The sequence below is a fragment of the Sporomusaceae bacterium ACPt genome (genome assembly GCA_041428575.1).
GTDB lineage: Bacteria > Bacillota > Negativicutes > Sporomusales > Sporomusaceae > Sporomusa_D > Sporomusa_D carbonis.
On record CP155570.1, the window covers coordinates 1,490,718 to 1,506,159 of the forward strand.

The window sequence follows — 15,442 nt, forward strand, 5'->3', positions numbered from 1 at the left end:
AGGTGTATTTAATGTTCCGATTTCTTACCGCCGGCGAATCCCATGGGCCGGCGTTGACAGCTATTGTTGAAGGACTGCCGGCCGGACTTAAGTTGGACCTTGACCAAATTAACGCCGATCTGGCCCGCCGCCAGCAAGGGTTTGGCCGGGGCGGGCGGATGAAGATTGAAAAAGACACAGCAGCAATTATGTCAGGTGTCCGGTTTGGCGTTACATTAGGCAGCCCGGTTACGCTGGTTATATCCAATCGTGATTGGGCTAACTGGCAGGAGCGGATGGCCGTATTCGGCGAGCCGCAGGGGGACAGGGTGGTAGCGCCGCGCCCCGGCCATGCCGATTTACCCGGATTGCTCAAATATCAGCGGGACGATGTCCGTGATATTCTTGAACGGGCCAGCGCCCGCGAAACGGCAGCCAGAGTGGCTGTTGGCGGCGTTGCCAAACAATTGCTAAATGTTGTGGGCATAGCGATAAACTCCAAGGTTACCACTATCGGTGGCGTCCAGGAAGAAGAGCAAATGCACCAGGTTATTGCCAAAGCCAAAGAAGCCGGTGATACTCTGGGCGGTATTTTTGAAGTAGTTGCCAGTAATGTACTGCCAGGGTTAGGCAGCCATGTTCAGTGGGACCGGCGCCTGGATACACGTTTGGCTGCTGCTGTTATATCAATTCAAGCAATTAAAGGAGTGGAATTTGGCGCTGGCTTTGCTTATGCCAGCTTACCGGGCAGCCAGGCCCATGATGAGATCTATTACGATGCCGGCCGGGGCTATTATCGCCGCACCAACAACGCCGGCGGTATTGAAGGCGGGATAAGCAACGGGGAAGACATTGTTGTCCGGGCGGTCATGAAACCCATACCTACGCTGATGCAGCCGCTTGATACTGTAAACATTACCGATAAAGGTCCCCACAAGGCCAATACCGAGCGGAGCGACGTATGTGCCGTGGCGGCAGCGGCCGTGGTTGCCGAGGCCATGGTGGCCATTGTATTGGCTGAGGCCGTGTTGGAGAAGTTTGGCGGCGACAGTGCCGAAGATTTAACAATGGCTATTGAGCACTACCGGCGACGAATTAATAAATAATGATAGAAGTTTTGGGAGGGGGGCCGGACTGTGGAAAGGCTCAATCGCAAACAGCGCAAACAACGTGAACAACGTAAGCGGCGTAAGCAACGTAACATGTGGCTCATGCTTGCCTGTTGCTGCCTAGTGGCGTCGGCTGCATATTTTGTGGGGGTGCCTGGATTCGCGGCATTTTCCAGCAGTTACCGGGAAAATTCCCAACTGCTGATGTCAACCGGTCCGCAAGAACCGGCCCAGCCAATTCTTCCTGCAGGGTATCAGACAAACAGCACGTTACGTGACCCGTTTGCTGTTCCGCCGGAATTTCAACCGGCAGCCGTACCGGCTGCACCGCTGCCACAGCTAAATACTTCAAGCAGCCCGGAACGCAGTGTTGTCACACCGCCGAAAGAGCCGGAGATGCCGCTCGTACTTGTTGGTGTAGTAAGTGGCGGCGGGCACAAGGTTGCCATAATCAAAAACGGTAATAGCAGCCGCTCGTATCAAATAAAGGATTTTATCGGACCCTATCAACTGGTATCGGTTGGCGAAAGCTCTGCTACTTTGTGGGGAGCGCAAGGTAAACGAGTTCTTACTTTAGAAAGGTGAAAACTACATGCGCTGTTTGGCAAAATACATAGTACTAACGCTGTTTATCTTTGTCTTGACAATAACCGGCGTGTCGGCGGCTAACCCGCTGGTGAATATGAATGTTACCGACGGTGAAGTGCGTGATGTACTTACTGCTCTGGCCAGTATCGGCAGGGTAAATATGGTGATTGACGACTCGGTGAGTGGCACTATTACGATTCAGTTAAAGAATATTCCGTACGATACCGTCCTTGATTTGGTGTGCAAGACCAAGGGGCTTACCTACCATGAAGTTAATGGCGTTCTGGTTGTGGGGGCTGCTGATCAAATCGGCAGGGGCTTTGGTTCGGTACATATATTTAAACTAAAATATATAAACCCGGATGCGATCAAAGATACTATTTTGTCAATCCTGTTTGGGGAGAAAAAAGGCGAGAAAAAAGTTGAAGAGAACGCCGCCAGCAAAAACATTAGTTCGCACAAGACCAGTGACAATGTCAGCCGCAGTACCATAGCAAGTGGTACGAAATCCAGTGAAAAGTCGGCAGAATTAGATCGCTTGACTATTGATTATGCGACAAATTCGCTGGTTTTGTACGGCACTGCGGCCGAGGCCGAAAAAATTCAAAAACTTTTGGACGATCTTGATGTACCGTATCAGCAGGTGTCACTTGAAGCCGAGGTAGTGGCTATTACCAAAGATAAAAGCAAAGATTTGGGTATCGAATGGTCATGGGAAGCCACACCGCAGTCGGCAGACGTAACACCGCCAACCTATACTGCGATTCAGGACAGCTCAGGCAACATTGTGGGCTATAATGTAACACCGGGAAAAGTGACCCGCGACTCCAATAAAGGTGTAATTCAATTTGGGCGTAACCCGGAAGGATATCCTTATGAATTTTATTATCAGGCAAAGATTAACGCCTTGGTTAGTAACGGTGACGCAAAGATTTTGGCCAAGCCCAAAATCACTACGATTAACGGTAAACAGGCCCAAATACTTATTGGTGATCGCATACCTGTCTTAGTGGAATCGGTTTCAAACGGCACAACCACGACAACAATCGAGTATGTTGAAGCCGGTATCAAACTGATATATACGCCGCGTATTAACACTGACGGCCAGATTACCGCCACTGTTCATACCGAAGTAAGCAGCCCGACCCTGGTATCTGATTTGAAGGCCTACCGTATTACTACCCGGGAAGCCGAGACTACGGTGCGGCTTAAGGATGGCGAGACCATGGTTATCGGGGGGTTAATCGGAACCACAGACAGTGAAACTAAGAAAGCAGTCCCCTTCTTTAGCGATTTGCCGGTAATCGGGGCTTTATTTAAAAATTTTAGTAAATCCCATAATGAGACTGAAGTAGTGATCTTCCTTACTCCCCGCATTGTCAAATAGCTATGCTTAGTATCTTCCGGAGGCATAATGAAAAACGTCGTACTAATAGGTTTTATGGGTACTGGCAAAACCAGCACAGGCCGCTTGTTAGCCGGACGGCTTAACCGTACCTTTATTGATATTGACAAAAAGATTGAGCTGGAAACAGGTCTGACCATTAGTGACATTTTCCAGTTGTATGGCGAAAACCACTTCCGCCAGTTGGAACGGGATGTCATTGCCCGGGTGTCGCGCTATACTAATACCGTCATTGCCACCGGCGGCGGGGTGGTGCTCAAACAGGAAAATATGATCAGGCTGAAAAACACCGGCATTATTATTGCTCTTACTGCTTCACTGGAAGCTATTTTGGAACGGACTTCCCGGCGGGGTGTCCGGCCATTGTTAGATTGTGAAGACCGGGCCGAGCGGGTGGCCAGGTTGTTTCATGACCGGGCCAGTCTGTATATGAGGGCTGATTATAGTATTGATACTACCTGTCTGTCACCGCATCAAGTGGCGGAACGGATTATTGCGTTCTTGCGCGAGGGAGGGCATTTGCGTGGTCGAAGTAAAAGTTGATTTAGCAGATCATAGTTATACAATTCATATTTTAGCTGACGGTATTAGTCAGGTTGGTCAACTTCTTAAGGGCCTGCCGCTTAGCGGCAAAGCGCTGGTTGTGACTGACGAAAATGTCTGTCCGCTCTATGCCGATAAATTGACCGGCAGCCTGGCGGCAGCCGGTTTCCATCCTGCAGTCATCGCTGTGCCGCCGGGAGAGAGCTCCAAATCGCTGGCTACGGCCGATATGTTGTATACTCAGGCGATAACCCTGGGACTTGACCGCAAATCGCCCATTATTGCATTAGGCGGCGGTGTTGTCGGTGACTTGGCCGGGTTTGTGGCGGCCACTTATTTACGCGGCGTGCCTTTTATTCAAGTGCCGACAACGCTCCTGGCCCAGGTTGACTCCAGTGTTGGCGGTAAAACGGCTGTGAATCACTCTTTGGGCAAAAACTTGATCGGCGCTTTTTATCAGCCTGGTTTAGTAGTCATTGACCCGCTGGCGCTGTCAACACTGCCTGAACGTGAACTCAAAGCCGGGCTGGCTGAGGTAGTGAAATACGGCGTTATTGCCGACAACACTTTTTTCAGGTATCTTAATGACCGCGCCGGAGCCATACTGGCGCGTGACCCGGCGACGCTGGCCGAGATTATCGGCAGATGCTGCAAGATTAAGGCTGACGTTGTCGCTCAGGATGAGCGGGAGACATCGCTGCGCATGATCTTGAATTTTGGCCACACCATCGGCCATGCCGTTGAAGCAGTGGGCGGCTACTCCGAATACAATCACGGTGAAGCTGTGGCTGTCGGTATGCACGCAGCAGCATTAATCAGCCAAAGTTTGGGGTTATGCAGTTCCGAAGATGTCATTGAGTTGAAACAATTACTAAACCGTATGGGTTTGCCGCTGGCTGCCCCGGGTTACCGGCCTGGTGAACTTTTTAGCTATTTGGTCAGAGACAAGAAAGTGATTAGCGGTAAAATTAACTGGGTACTGATGACCGGTATCGGTCAGGTTAAGATAAGCCGCGAAGTTACCGAGGTAACTGTCAGGGCGGCGCTTGAGCAAGTTATTTGATAATATTCGCAGAATACAATGATAGCGGTTGCTGGCTTGACCAGGGCCGCTATTTTGTTCGTAACTTTCCCGGTATTGGTAAGCTTAACCGGCACGATTGTAAACAAAAATTAACATCCCAAGGCAGGATAGACTATCAGCTTGTCGAATAAAGCTGGGTATGCAATTTATTTTTGGAGGAATGAGCAGGTTGGCAAGCAGGAAGAGAAGAGCAATAATTATTGTATCAGTTGTTGCACTGGCCTTGGTGGGTATTATCGGTTACCGGATCAACAGCAATATTCAGGCTGGCAAAGAACGGGCCGGGCGGGTGTCGCAGGGGCAGGTGGTAACTGTTGAAGTTGCGGCTGTAACCCGGCGGGATGTCCAGCCGGTGTTAAGTTTTTCGTCCAGTCTTGAGCCGGTATGGAGCGCCGACATCGCCAGCAAGGTTGACGGACGTATTGACCAGCTTACGGTTGATGAAGGCGACGCCGTTTCCGCAGGTATGACAATCGCTGTGCTTGATATGGGCGAACTTTCAGCACAGGTAGTCCAGGCCGAGGGCAATTTATTTCAGGCCCGGGCTAATCTTGAACAGGCCGAACTTGATTTGCGGCGCATGGAGCCGTTGGCCAAGCAAGGAGCGGTATCAGCGCAAACTTTAGATTCGGCCAGAACCAAGCGGGACTTGGCCGCCGGTCAGGTCAGGGCGGCTGAAGGCGCATTGGCGCTGTATGATAACAAGTTAACCGGCGCCACCGTGACATCACCCCGGGGCGGCGTGGTGGTCAAACGCTATCTTCAGTCTGGCTTTTACGCCAAAGCTGGCTCGCCGATTGTCACTGTGGCTGATATAAGTACGCTCCTGGCAAAAGCTACTGTGGGTGAAGCCGAAATTGCCCAGCTTAAGCTAGGCACTGTAGTAAAAGTTAAGGTAGATGCCTTAGGCAATCAGGAATTTACCGGGACAATAACCCGCCTGTCACCCGTTGCTGCCATGCCTTCGCGGACATTTACCGCCGAAATTTCCATTCCCAATCAGCAAAATATCCTGAAAGGCGGTATGTTTGCCAGGATTGAGGTTCCCGGTCAAGTGCACGCCCAGGCGGTTGTTGTGCCTGAGACGGCGCTGGTAATGCGGGAAGATATTAAGACAGTGTATGTGCTTACCGACGACAACAGAGTGCGGCAGCGGGCCCTCAAACTGGGCTATGTTGGTGATGGTTGGGCCGAAGTGCTTGATGGTGTCAAGGAAGGCGAAAAAATTGTCATAGCCGGCCAAAACAAACTCAGAGACGGGGCGTCTGTCCGCGTAGGCGCGCCTGGGGAGGCTGGCAAGTAAATGATTGACGTTTTTATAAAACGGCCGGTATTTACCACCATGCTGGTTATGTTGCTGGTGGTATTCGGCCTTAACTCTTATCCCGGTCTTGGGATAGATTTGTATCCAGATGTTGATTTTCCCATTGTTTTGGTTAATGTTACATATACAGGCGCTTCCCCGGAAGAGATGGAGAGCCTGATTACCAAACCGATTGAAGATGCTGTCAGCTCGGTGGCAGGCATTAAGACGATATCGTCAGTGTCACGCGAAGGCGTATCGCAGACGACAATTGAATTTGAGCTGGGAACCAATGCCAAGATGGCAGCCAATGATGTGCGGGAAAAAGTTGCCGGTGTCCGCCGCCGGTTGCCTGAGCAAATCGACGAACCGGTGGTTCAGCGGTATGATATTACGGCTCAGTCGATTTTGGCTTTCAGTTTGGCCTCCGAAACCCGGCAGCGCGGTGAAATCAGAAAGATTGCCGAAGATGTTGTCAAAGATCAGCTACAGCACTTGGAAGGCGTGGCTGAGGTTAGTGTTTATGGCGCTGCGTTGCGGGAAATTCAAGTTTTGGCAGACCCGCGCAAGCTGGAGGCGTATGGTCTTAGTCTCCAACAGTTGATTGATGCTGTCAACAATAATAACGTTAATACGCCAGGGGGGCATGTTACCGAGAAAGGCATTGAGTTGACAGTAAGAACGATCGGTAAATATACCAGTGTTGATGATATCAGGAATATTATTGTTCTCAACCAGCAAGGGCGCCTGGTACGGCTCTATGAAGTTGCCAGCGTAGTCGATACTTGGGCTGAAGAACGGACTTACGCCGAAACCAACGGTGTACCTAGTGTTATTGTTGCTATTCAAAAACAGTCAGGTACAAATACCGTAGATGTGGCCGAACGGGTAAAAAGCTCCATGCAACAGTTGGAACAGACTGTTCTGCCGCCTGATATTAAGGTGATCAAAGTAAGAGATAACGCCGTATATATCAGAAACAGCGTTGAAGACGTAATGATGTCGATGATATTTGGCGGCTTGCTGGCGGTAGCCATTACTTTCTTGTTTTTGCGCAATGCGCGGGCCACTATGATTGGCGCCATTGCTATTCCAACATCGGTTATTTCCACCTTCTTCTTGATGAAGGTTATGAATTTTACGCTAAACAACATGTCGCTTATGGGCCTTAGCTTGGCGGTCGGTATTTTGATTGATGATGCCATAGTTATTATCGAAAATATTTTCCGCCACATGGAACAGGGTAAATCGCCAATGGACGCGGCGCGTGAAGGAACTAAGGAAATTTCCTTGGCTGTACTGGCTACCACTTTCTCTATTCTGGCTGTGTTTGTGCCGGTAGGCAATATGGGCGAGATCATTGGTCAATTTTTTAAGCAGTTTGGTTTAACCATCGCCTTTGCTGTGGCTTTTTCACTGTTTGTGGCATTTTCGCTTACCCCCATGTTATCAGCCTACTGGCTTAAGGTTAACCATGGCCCGGCAGGCGGTATACGCTGGTTGGAGGCCATACTGGATAAGTGGGAGCAGGGATTTGAGTCTTTACGGGAAACTTACCGGCAAGTGTTGTACTGGGCGCTCAACCGCCCGAAAAAACTGGTGGCGCTGGCATTATTGTCCTTGTTTCTCAACGCTTTCTTATTGCCGTTTCTGGGATCAGAATTTCAGCCGACTTACGACTCGGGTGAGTTCATTATCAACATGGTGGCTCCATCCGGGACATCAATTGAACGTAATAAAGAACTGGTAGCCCAGGTGGAAAAAGAAGTATTGGCAATTCCCGAATTGGAATCAGCCTACATGGTAGTGGGTACCAACCGTCAGGTTTACCGGTCTATGATCGGTGTGCGGCTTGTTGACTCAAGTCAGCGTTCACGTTCCATGATGCAGATTATGGACACTCTGCGGGTTAAGTTCCGTAATGTGAAAGGTCTAAAAGTATCTGTAACAACAGGCCAAAGTCAGGGGCGGGGGGATTCGCGTCCGGTTCAGTTGGCTCTGCGTGGTCCTGAGCTTGATATACTTAATGCTTACGCCAGTACATTGGCTGAGCAAATCAAACAGATACCCGGCACTACCGATGTGGATATTTCCAGCGAACAGTCCGAGCCCGAGGTTCAAATCCGTTTTGACCCGGCCCGCCTGGGAGATGCCGGGCTTGATGCTACAACTGCCGGCAAGGCTGTGCAAACGGCATTTTTGGGTACGACGGCTCAAAACCAATACAATGTTGCTGACAGCGATTACGATATCCGGGTTCAGCTTAAGCCGGAAAACCGGCTAAGCCTTGATGATGTTGCCAATATTCGCGTTAGCGGCAAAAACGGTTTTGTCCGGTTGGGAGATATTGCCGAAGTAAAACTATCGTCAGGGCCGACTCAAATCGACCGTGAAGACCGGCAGCGGCAAGTTATTGTTTATGCCAATGTTGTCGGAACTACTCCTGGTGAAGTGATTGCCAAAGTTAAGGAACTTGTTCCCGGACTTAACCTTCCTATGGGTTATTCCTACAAACTGGTTGGTCAGGCGCAACAGATGCAAGACTCGTTTAAAGAGATTGCCAAAGCGCTGATACTGGCGGTTATCCTGATCTATATGGTGCTGGCAGCCGAATTTGAAAGCTTTATTCATCCGTTGACCATCATGCTGTCACTGCCGTTTTCCCTGGTCGGAGCCATATTAGGGTTATTAATTTCCGGCAATACCATTAACATTATGTCGCTTATCGGTGTAATCATGCTGATGGGCCTGGTAACCAAGAATGCCATTTTGTTGGTTGATTATACCAATCAGCTGCGGGCGCAAGGTTTGCCGATTGTTGATGCGCTGGTTGAGGCCGGCTCTGTCAGGCTGCGGCCGATATTAATGACTACCATGGCTATGATTTTCGGTATGGCACCGATCGCCCTGGGTATTGGCGCCGGGGCGGAAATCCGTGCCTCCATGGGCGTTGCGCTTATTGGCGGGTTGATCACGTCAACATTCCTGACACTGGTAATTATCCCGCTGGTCTATCTGTTAATTGACAGAATGAAAAACTATTTTAACTCTGATAATTATCAAGTAGAAAAAACCCCAGGCTGCTAGGCCTGGGGTTCCAATTTCTGTAAAAATTGCTTCACTGGCGTTCGCAATGACAATAGAGGAAAGGGTACTACTGTTGCGTCATTGCGAGCGTAGCGTGGCAATCTCAGTTTCTTTTAGGCAAGACGCCAACCTTCGATAACCAATTTTTTAAACCCTAAAAAACTGCTAAGGTCAATGGTGAGGGGGATTTCCGGCAGTTCATGCGGGACGTAGACTATGACTCCCTGGATGTTTTCGAGGTCATAGTTTTCCGGGTTATGCGGTTGCCCAAAGTTGACAGTCGGGCTTTCTGTTACATCAATACAGCAACTGATCGTCTGAAACATTTGGAGATATACCGGTTTGCCACGGGATTTAATGTATTCAAGGGCTTGGTCGGTAATGGTGAGCATTGACATTAATAGAGCCTCCTTGATGTTCAGTTTCCCGGTAAATTCGGTATTGAAAGCGCGATATCCTGCTGACGGAGTCTATCGTAATTTAATGAAATTTGGTAAAATATATACTGATTGTATTTTATTTACGCAGTACTATAACAAGGAGATGTTGACATGAAACAAAAAGTGTTTGTTTCGGGACTCATTCCCCAGATAGCGGCCGATATGCTGTCCAAGCATTTTGAGGTAACAATGCACAACGACCTCCGTCTGCTCAGCAAGCAAGAGATTATCGACGGTCTGGCAGGCAAAGATGCGCTTCTTTGCTTACTCTCCGATAATATTGATGCTGATATTATCAATTCTAACCCCAATCTGAAGATTATCGCCAATTATGGCGCCGGTTTCAATAATATTGATGTGGCTACCGCCACTGCCAAAAAAATCCCGGTAACCAATACTCCTAAAGTTTCAACAAATGCCACTGCCGATTTGACCTGGGGGCTTATTCTGGCCATTGCACGCAGGATTGTGGAAGGGGATAAAACTACACGTGCCGGTAAATTTACCGGCTGGGCGCCGCTATATCACCTGGGGGTGGAAGTTACCGGTAAAACACTTGGCATTGTCGGCATGGGCAATATCGGTAAAGCAGTGGCCAAACGCGCCCAAGGTTTTGACATGCGGATTATTTACCACACCCGTACCCGCCTGAGTCCGGATGTTGAAAAAGAACTGGGCCTTGAATACATGCCGCTTACTGATGTAATTACCCAGGCTGATTTCCTGACTTTCCACTTAAGCTACGCCCTGTCGCTGAAGCACATGATTGGTGCCAAGGAACTGGCCAGCATGAAGCCCACCGCGTTCCTCATCAATGCCGCCCGCGGCCCGCTCATTGATGAAGCTGCTTTGCTGGAAGCCTTGAGAAATAAGACAATTGCCGGTGCAGCCCTTGACGTTTACGAATTTGAGCCCAAAGTCACGGCAGGTCTGGAAGAACTTGACAATGTAGTTCTTACGCCGCATCTCGGCAATGCGACCATTGAAACTCGTGATGCTATGGCAGAAATCGCCGCCAATAATATTATTGCCGTACTTACCGGTCAAAAACCGCTTACCTGTGTCAACCCGCAGATTTACGAGTAGTTTCTTACATAGCAAAAAACCATGACCATCCGCTGGAGGCAGTTCTGGAGAACCGCCTCGCAGCGGCTTTTTTTTTCTGGCAGAAAGTATAACTCTCTGCCAGGATAAGGGCAACATCGGCTTCCGCTTTCGCCAAAGGCTCGGCGCAAGCCGTGTTTTCTTTATGCCAAGGTTATGATAGTGACATAATACTTGGAAACTGAATAGGATACACTGTAATGTTTTAGATGCGGCGCCTGGGGGGGATGCAATTGCTAAACCAGATGGAGGAGCAAAATAATTTGCTGGCATTGATGAAGTTACAAAATTCTTATATTCATCAATTTAAAAAACTTATATTTTCTGCTGCGGCCGATGTGACGCTGGCTAACAATCAGGATTTTTGCGAGTTTATAGCTCATTTTTTAGAGTTTACCCATTATCATTATAACAGTGAAGGGTATAGCCAAGCTGCACAATTAGTCCAGGCCTATCACTATATCCTGATGGAAAAGTTGCTTGACAGTCATGTGTTGGCAGCCGCCGAGCAAATGGAACTGGCAATCGGGCATTTGGAGATGGCTGTTCTTGATAAGCAGGTTAGGCTTAATCCGCAAATTATCATGCTTAACCAATGTATTTTATTGATGGAAGAAATTCAACTGAAAATTATCGAAAGCCTGGAAGCCATTTTGGCAAATTCCCGCCCTGCTCCCCAGTTACAAAACTAAAAAAATTATATCCCAAAACAGGACTTTGGCTATTGATATTGAATTCATATAAAGACATAATGCCTTTAGCGGACATTATGTCTTTATATTGTCTGTCGGTAAATATTAACTGGAGGCTGATGGTAATGACTATAGTACAAGAAAAAGTAAACAAACTTAACAATCTGCTTCTATCGCTGGAAAGTGTAGCCATTGCCTTTTCCGGCGGCGTGGACAGTACCTTTTTGGCTGCGGCCGCCTATCGGATTCTCGGCGACAGGGCGGTGGCAGTGACAGCCTGGTCAGAGTCGTCGCCGGTGCGGGAAAAAAATGATGCTCAGGCTATTGCCCGGGCTATTGGCATACAACACGTTCTTCTGCCGGCAGGGGAGATGAATAATGCTGACTTTATTGCCAATACGTCCCAGAGGTGTTATTATTGCAAGAAGGAACGTTTTTCCGCGCTTGTCGCCTGGGCTGAAGCGCACGGGTACGGTTGGGTGGCTGAGGGCACGAACGCTGATGATTTGGGAGATTTTCGCCCAGGCATGAAAGCTATTGCTGAGTTGCCGAAGGTAAAAAGCCCGCTGTTTACAGTCGGTTTTACCAAAGCCGAAATCAGAGCGGTGTCACGGGAATGGGGGTTACCCACCTGGGACAAACCGAGTGCTGCCTGTCTGGTTTCCCGTCTGGCTTACGGTTTGACGATTACTGCTGCGAGGCTGAAGCAAGTGGAGCAAGCTGAGGAAGTGGTGCGGCAGTATTGTCCGGGGCAAATACGGGTCCGGCACCATGATACGTTAGCCAGAATTGAGGTGCAGCCTGAAGCCATCCCGCTTTTGACTAGGCCGGATGTCCTGCCGGCTGTAGTGGCCGGTATAAAAGAGCTGGGGTTTACATATGTTACCCTTGATTTGAGCGGTTACCGTACCGGCAGCATGAATGAGACATTGGATGAGGTGTAAACGTGGATATTGATTATGTTAGCAACCTGCTTAAAGATTTTAAAGCAGGCAATCTGACCCTTAATGACGCACTTGAGAAACTTAAGGTATTGCCTTATGAAGATTTGGAATTTGCGAAGCTTGACCACCATCGCCTGATGCGGCAGGGATTTGCTGAAGTGGTTTTTTGTCAAGGCAAGACAGTAGAGCAGGTGCTGGCTATTGTTGACCGGCTGGCTGACTATAACCGCAGTATTTTGGCCACCAGAGCCAGCAGGGAGATGTATGAAGCAGTAAAAAAAACAGTGCCTGAAGCTACATATCACGAACTGGCCAGGCTGATTACCGTTGAACGGCAAAAACCCCCGGTTGACCAAGATCGGTTTGTTTTGGTTATGAGCGCCGGTACAAGTGATATTCCCGTGGCTGAAGAGGCTGCTGTTACTGCCGAGATTATGGGCAATGCCGTCAAACGGGTTTATGATGTCGGCGTGGCTGGCATTCACCGCCTGCTTGACCAGCGGCAGCTTATTGAAAAGGCTAATGTTCTTATTGTTGTGGCCGGCATGGAAGGGGCGCTGGCCAGCGTAGTGGGCGGTATGGCGGCGAAGCCGGTTATTGCTGTGCCGACAAGTATCGGGTATGGAGCAAATTTCGGCGGTCTTGCCGCACTGCTGAGTATGCTTAACAGTTGTGCAGCCGGAGTAGCTGTTGTTAATATTGATAATGGCTTTGGCGCCGGCCGGTTGGCCAGTATTATTAATCATATGAGGTGATACAAATTATGGCAGGAACAATTAATGCTCTATATCTTGATTGCTTTGCCGGTATTAGCGGCAATATGCTGCTCGGAGCTTTGCTTGACGCCGGGGTGCCGGAAGAACTGTTACGGGCAGAACTGGCTAAACTGCCGGTGCATGGATATGAGCTTACTATATCAAGAGTGGACAAAGGCGGTATCAGTGCAGTATATCTTGATGTCCGGGTGGACGAATCTGAGCATCATCACCGGAACTTGGGGGATATCATTACTATTATTGATAACTCAACACTTAAGCCTACGGTGAAAGAAACCAGCAAGCGGATATTTGCCCGCTTGGCTCAGGCGGAAGCCAAGGTCCATGGCATGACGGTAGATGAAATTCATTTTCATGAGGTCGGTGCTGTCGATTCTATTGTCGATATTGTTGGTGCGGCTTGGGCGCTTGATTATTTGGGTGTTGAACATATTTACGCTTCCCGGTTGCATGTTGGCAGCGGGTTTGTCAAATGCTGTCATGGACTTATTCCGGTGCCGGCGCCCGCTACTGCGGAACTTTTATGCGGTATTCCTCATTACCAGGGAGAGATTGCCAAAGAACTGGTGACGCCGACCGGGGCGGCCGTACTGGCAACACTGGGCAGCGGCTTTGGTTTGATGCCTGATAATTTTACCAGCCGGAAGATCGGCTATGGCGCCGGCACTTGGGATCTCGAAATTCCCAATGTCTTGCGGCTGTATCTGGGAGAATTGACGGTAGCTGCCGGTCAAGAAGGACTTGCTCATCAACCTGATGAGCAATATGTGGTAGTTGAAGCTAATATTGATGACCAAAATCCTGAGCTTTACAGCTACGTGATGGACAAGTTGTTTGCCGCCGGCGCTCTGGACGTGTGGCTGACACCCATTGTCATGAAAAAAAGCCGGCCGGCAACCAAGCTGTCAGCCATTATCACTAAGGAATATGAGGCGAAAGCGACAGAGATCATTTTGACGGAAACGACTTCAATCGGTATGCGTTTCTATCCTGTGACCAGAGCTATGGCGAATCGCGAATTGATTGTTGTGGGGCTGCCTTGGGGCGATGTAAAGGTAAAGATCAGTTCTTATCGGGGTAAGATATGTAATGTGGCGCCTGAATATGAAGACTGCCGGAAAATAGCTGAAGAGGCCGGACTGCCGCTGAAAGTGGTACAGCATCTGGCGCTTAAAGAGGCCATGTCAATTTGTTAGTTCCAGATTGCTTCACTGGCGTTCGCAATGACGATAGAGAAAGGGTATTCTTTCCGGTCATTGCGAGCGTAGCGTGGCAATCTCATCTCCCAGGGTAGCGGTAATATGGCAATTTCAACATAGAGGTATTGTAATGGATAAATTAAGCGAGAGACTGGCAATGTTATCAGACGGTTTTGCGCATGCCGGTCTCAAAATAACTGAAGAAAAACCGATAAATTACGGCCGGCAGCTTAAGATTTCTGATGGCAAGGCAACAGTAACGGTCAATATTTATAACGGTAAAAAAGGTATAAATATTGTGGTGGGAGGCTCGCAGTCACCGCTTAAAACATTAGTTGAGGCCATCACTCAGGGGCAAAAGCCGTCTTTAGTGACCATGGAGGCTGATAAAACCGAAGGGTGCCCCGGACGGCCGCCCGGCTTTGAACATGTGGCTGATTTTGACAATAAGTGGATTGGTCTTGACGAATCAGGCAAGGGAGACTTTTTTGGGCCGCTGGTGATTGCTGCCGTGTTGGTTGACGGGCAGGCAGTCGACAGGTTGGCGGCAGTAGGTGTTAGAGACAGTAAAGCGCTCTCTGATGCTAAAAACCGGGCGTTGGCTGAGCGTATCCGGGAAGAGTGCGCCGGCCGGTTTGTTGAACTTGAATGGACTCCCGCTGATTATAACGCTATGTACAGTAAATTTAGCACGACTGGCAGAAATCTTAATCATCTGTTAGCCTGGTCGCATGCCCGGGCGCTTGAAACTTTGCTTGCCAAGGAACCGGCCCGGTTTGCCTTAGCCGATCAATTCGCGCCTGAACGGTTTATTCAAGCTGAACTCCAAGAAAAAGGCCGGATGATCACTCTGGTGCAAATGCACCGGGCCGAGCGGAACATTGCGGTCGCGGCCGCGTCCATACTGGCGCGCGACCGCTTTTTAGTCAGTATGGCCAAGCTGGCGGCGCAGTTTGGCATGGAGTTTCCCAAAGGCGCAGCACATGTTTTGTCTGTTGCCAGGGCTTTTGCCGAAAAGTATGGTAAAGATGCGTTAGGACAAGTTTGCAAGCTGCATTTCAAGACTTTTGATCAGATATAGGTAATTTAGCAATTTTCTAGCAGGAAAAAATGAAATGGTGTAAAATTATATTGTTAATATTATAACTTTTTCATAATCTATTAATAAAGGAAGTATTGCCAGAGCGGG

The 15,442-nt window shown here is 49.1% G+C and carries 15 protein-coding genes; 14 read left to right on the forward strand and 1 reads right to left on the reverse strand.

Translation table 11 applies throughout. The features are described 5' to 3' along the window. Nucleotides 1–11 precede the first annotated feature (11 nt). The 8 genes from SCACP_RS07440 to SCACP_RS07475 are packed head-to-tail and all read left to right on the forward strand — an operon-like array spanning nt 12 to nt 9,098. Nucleotides 12–1,085 (forward strand): chorismate synthase, encoded by a 1,074-nt coding sequence (locus SCACP_RS07440; RefSeq protein WP_425060715.1) that lies wholly within the window; start codon nt 12–14, stop codon nt 1,083–1,085. Nucleotides 1,086–1,115: 30 nt separating this feature from the next. Then, entirely contained in the window at nt 1,116–1,673 is a 558-nt protein-coding gene (locus SCACP_RS07445; protein WP_425060716.1) for a hypothetical protein, read from the forward strand. A 7-nt stretch (nt 1,674–1,680) separates the two neighbouring features. Continuing rightward, complete coding sequence (locus SCACP_RS07450) at nt 1,681–3,063, forward strand: type II secretion system protein GspD (RefSeq protein WP_425060717.1); 1,383 nt, start codon at nt 1,681–1,683, stop codon at nt 3,061–3,063. 27 nt (nt 3,064–3,090) lie between these two features. Beyond that, complete coding sequence (locus SCACP_RS07455; protein ID WP_425060718.1) at nt 3,091–3,624, forward strand: shikimate kinase; 534 nt, start codon at nt 3,091–3,093, stop codon at nt 3,622–3,624. Beyond that, on the forward strand, nt 3,605–4,687 hold the full coding sequence (gene aroB, locus SCACP_RS07460; RefSeq protein WP_425060719.1) for a 3-dehydroquinate synthase: 1,083 nt from the start codon (nt 3,605–3,607) through the stop codon (nt 4,685–4,687). The genes SCACP_RS07455 and aroB overlap by 20 nt, the downstream gene beginning before the upstream one ends. Next, on the forward strand, nt 4,684–4,839 hold the full coding sequence (locus SCACP_RS07465; RefSeq protein WP_425060720.1) for a hypothetical protein: 156 nt from the start codon (nt 4,684–4,686) through the stop codon (nt 4,837–4,839). The genes aroB and SCACP_RS07465 overlap by 4 nt, the downstream gene beginning before the upstream one ends. Before the next feature lie 29 nt (nt 4,840–4,868). Then, nucleotides 4,869–6,011, forward strand: a complete 1,143-nt coding sequence (locus SCACP_RS07470) for an efflux RND transporter periplasmic adaptor subunit (protein WP_425060721.1) — start codon at nt 4,869–4,871, stop codon at nt 6,009–6,011. Further along, a complete protein-coding gene (locus SCACP_RS07475) occupies nt 6,012–9,098 on the forward strand; it encodes an efflux RND transporter permease subunit (protein ID WP_425060722.1) in 3,087 nt (1,028 codons plus the stop codon). A gap of 113 nt (nt 9,099–9,211) precedes the next feature. Here the strand turns inward: SCACP_RS07475 and SCACP_RS07480 are convergent, their stop codons facing one another. Next, nucleotides 9,212–9,496: a CC/Se motif family (seleno)protein gene (locus SCACP_RS07480; RefSeq protein ID WP_425060723.1), complete on the reverse strand. Its 285-nt coding sequence runs from the start codon at nt 9,494–9,496 to the stop codon at nt 9,212–9,214. 153 nt (nt 9,497–9,649) lie between these two features. On the opposite strand from SCACP_RS07480, the gene SCACP_RS07485 reads away from it, so the two are divergent. The 6 genes from SCACP_RS07485 to rnhC all read left to right on the forward strand — a co-directional run bounded on the left by SCACP_RS07485 (nt 9,650) and on the right by rnhC (nt 15,334). Continuing rightward, nucleotides 9,650–10,624: a 2-hydroxyacid dehydrogenase family protein gene (locus tag SCACP_RS07485; protein WP_425060724.1), complete on the forward strand. Its 975-nt coding sequence runs from the start codon at nt 9,650–9,652 to the stop codon at nt 10,622–10,624. 251 nt (nt 10,625–10,875) lie between these two features. Continuing rightward, nucleotides 10,876–11,334 (forward strand): hypothetical protein, encoded by a 459-nt coding sequence (locus SCACP_RS07490; RefSeq protein WP_425060725.1) that lies wholly within the window; start codon nt 10,876–10,878, stop codon nt 11,332–11,334. 125 nt (nt 11,335–11,459) lie between these two features. Then, nucleotides 11,460–12,278 carry an ATP-dependent sacrificial sulfur transferase LarE gene (larE, locus tag SCACP_RS07495; protein ID WP_425060726.1) on the forward strand — a complete coding sequence of 273 codons (819 nt, stop codon included), beginning with the start codon at nt 11,460–11,462 and terminating at the stop codon, nt 12,276–12,278. Nucleotides 12,279–12,280: 2 nt separating this feature from the next. Continuing rightward, entirely contained in the window at nt 12,281–13,033 is a 753-nt protein-coding gene (gene larB, locus SCACP_RS07500) for a nickel pincer cofactor biosynthesis protein LarB (protein ID WP_425060727.1), read from the forward strand. A 20-nt stretch (nt 13,034–13,053) separates the two neighbouring features. Further along, nucleotides 13,054–14,250, forward strand: a complete 1,197-nt coding sequence (gene larC, locus SCACP_RS07505; RefSeq protein ID WP_425061346.1) for a nickel pincer cofactor biosynthesis protein LarC — start codon at nt 13,054–13,056, stop codon at nt 14,248–14,250. Nucleotides 14,251–14,383: 133 nt separating this feature from the next. Continuing rightward, nucleotides 14,384–15,334 (forward strand): ribonuclease HIII, encoded by a 951-nt coding sequence (gene rnhC / locus SCACP_RS07510; RefSeq protein WP_425060728.1) that lies wholly within the window; start codon nt 14,384–14,386, stop codon nt 15,332–15,334. The last annotated feature ends 108 nt before the right edge of the window (nt 15,335–15,442 follow it).